Annotated in this window: 3 protein-coding genes and 1 pseudogene (1 of these 4 cut by a window edge); 1 reads left to right on the top strand and 3 read right to left on the bottom strand. The window is 50.9% G+C overall.

From position 1 onward, the window contains the following. Positions 1 to 509: 509 nt before the first annotated feature. Positions 510 to 680, top strand: coding sequence for a hypothetical protein (locus GTN70_09900; protein ID NIO17287.1), 171 nt, complete (start codon positions 510 to 512; stop codon positions 678 to 680). A gap of 138 nt (positions 681 to 818) precedes the next feature. Here GTN70_09900 and mscL read toward each other — a convergent pair whose 3' ends face one another. The 3 genes and pseudogenes from mscL to GTN70_09885 all read right to left on the bottom strand — a co-directional run. After that, the gene (gene mscL / locus GTN70_09895) at positions 819 to 1277 is read right to left on the bottom strand and encodes a large-conductance mechanosensitive channel protein MscL (protein NIO17286.1); all 459 of its coding nucleotides are present in this window, start codon (positions 1275 to 1277) and stop codon (positions 819 to 821) included. Between the two features lie 138 nt (positions 1278 to 1415). Then, on the bottom strand, positions 1416 to 1907 hold the full coding sequence (locus tag GTN70_09890) for a hypothetical protein (GenBank protein NIO17285.1): 492 nt from the start codon (positions 1905 to 1907) through the stop codon (positions 1416 to 1418). Further along, positions 1898 to 1919 (bottom strand): annotated as a pseudogene (locus GTN70_09885) (hypothetical protein); it runs 416 nt beyond the window's last position. Before GTN70_09885 ends, GTN70_09890 begins: the two are co-directional and overlap by 10 nt.

Below are 1919 nucleotides of genomic sequence, written 5' to 3'. Positions count from 1 at the left end.
TTGGCAGAGCAGCTGACTCTTAATCAGGAGGTTCCGAGTTCGAGTCTCGGGTGGCCCACCAACCTCATTATCCAAGAACATTGGTAGTTCAGAGTTCCGAGTTTAAAATCTAAAAACAGTTCTATCGCTCGATCAATGTGCCTTCGAAACTGAGAATTCGAAACCCGAATAGCATATCTTGTTGACATCATACTGGAATAAATTGTAGATTTTAGTTATCCAACGGACAGTTTTCGTCGCCACTGCAGTAAACTCCTCCTCACGCGGGCGGGCAGGTGAAATGACGTTTTCCTCCCGAAAGCCATTTCCAATTGATTCACGCTGACACACTCTTTATATGAATTGAACAAAAGTGTCGCAATGAAAAACAGGCATTGAGAAGTCCCTGGCAGGATGCGGTATAGTGCCGGCTTTTGTTTTGCACATGGGACCAATTAAAATAAGACTCCAGAAAACTCGTGATATGAGGTTTCTTTCAGAAAAAGGCAACAATGGGAAAGGGGGATGGAATGGACGAGAAAACTTCAGCAAACAAAAGGGAAGAGTTTTGCATCTCCTGTAACGAGATATTTACTGTTTCGATCGAGCCGACAAGTGAGCTTTTTGTTGAGGCAGAATGCCCTTACTGTGGTTACCTCCACCAAATTCCTAGCGGAACTGAGAAGAGCGAAAGCAACTAAAAATCTAGTCGCACAAGTGGGGTCAGTTCCCATATCCTCAGGTTTTCACACCGCTCCCATGAGGGAGAACGGGTAACCGGCGCGCAATGGCTCTGTAAAATGTGAGAAAATGGGAACTGACCCTTCAGGCCCCGGAATCTAAGCTACCCTCACCTCCGATGTGCAGTGCCCGCAGCGGACGGCTTTGATCGGAATGGTCGAATAACAGTATTCACACTCCTTAGTCGTCGGCTCCTCGGGCTGAACGGCTTCCTCTGCCCTCTTGAGCTTGTTCATGGCGCGGATAACCATGAATATGGCAAAGGCAATGATGAGGAAGCTGATGATCGTGTTGATGAACAGGCCGTAATTGAGGGTTACTGCCCCCGCCTCATTCGCAGCCGCCAGGGTGGGGAAAGGGCCGGGAGTCGATCCCCCCTTGAGAACGATGAAGAGGTTTGAGAAATCGACCTTGCCGAGCAACAAGCCGATTGGTGGCATGATCACATCAGCAACTAAGGACTTGACGATCGCACCGAAGGCCGCCCCGATTACAATTCCAACCGCCATGTCGATGACATTGCCTCTCATGGCAAATTCCTTGAAATCTTTCAGCATTTTACATCTCCTTTCCATATTCGGGTCAAGTGGGGTCAGTTCCCATATCCTCAGGTTTTCACACCACTCCCATGAGGGAAAACGGGCAACTGGCTACGTAACGGCTCTGTAAAATGTGAGAAAATGGGAACTGACCCTTCATCCGGACGCGTGCATGTTCGTCCTCAGAAAGGTGGCCAGGTTGACGTCGCTGTTGTTGATTCCCAGTTTCTGCCGGATCCGCTCCCGGTGCCTGTTGATGGTGGCCGGTGAGACCCCGCGCAGTTCGGCGATCTCCTTGGTCCGCAGTCCGCTCTTGATCATGGTGCAGATCTGGATCTCCGTGGGCGTCAGAACCTGAAACTTCTTCGACAGGTTGCTAACGAAGGGGGATGTGATCTCCTCGAGGTTGTCCTGAATGAGCTCGACGAACTTCCTCTGGGATTTGGGCACGGCAATGAAGAGCTCGTTTAGGATCGGCATCAGTACTTTCTCCACGTTATCCCGGATGTCCCGGTGGATCTCACGTTTTTCCTCCTCAATCCTGGCCAGGACGGTTCTCAGGGCCGTGTTGGTCTCCTGGAGAGTCTGGCGCTCAACCACCAGCTGCCGGTTCGTCTCCTGAAGCTCCTGCTCCGCAATCATGCGCATGGCAATGGCGCC

The sequence above is a fragment of the Deltaproteobacteria bacterium genome, from assembly GCA_011773515.1.
In the GTDB taxonomy this organism is placed as follows: Bacteria; Desulfobacterota; Deferrimicrobia; order J040; family J040; genus WVXK01.
This window is presented reverse-complemented; position numbering and strand designations above follow the sequence as displayed.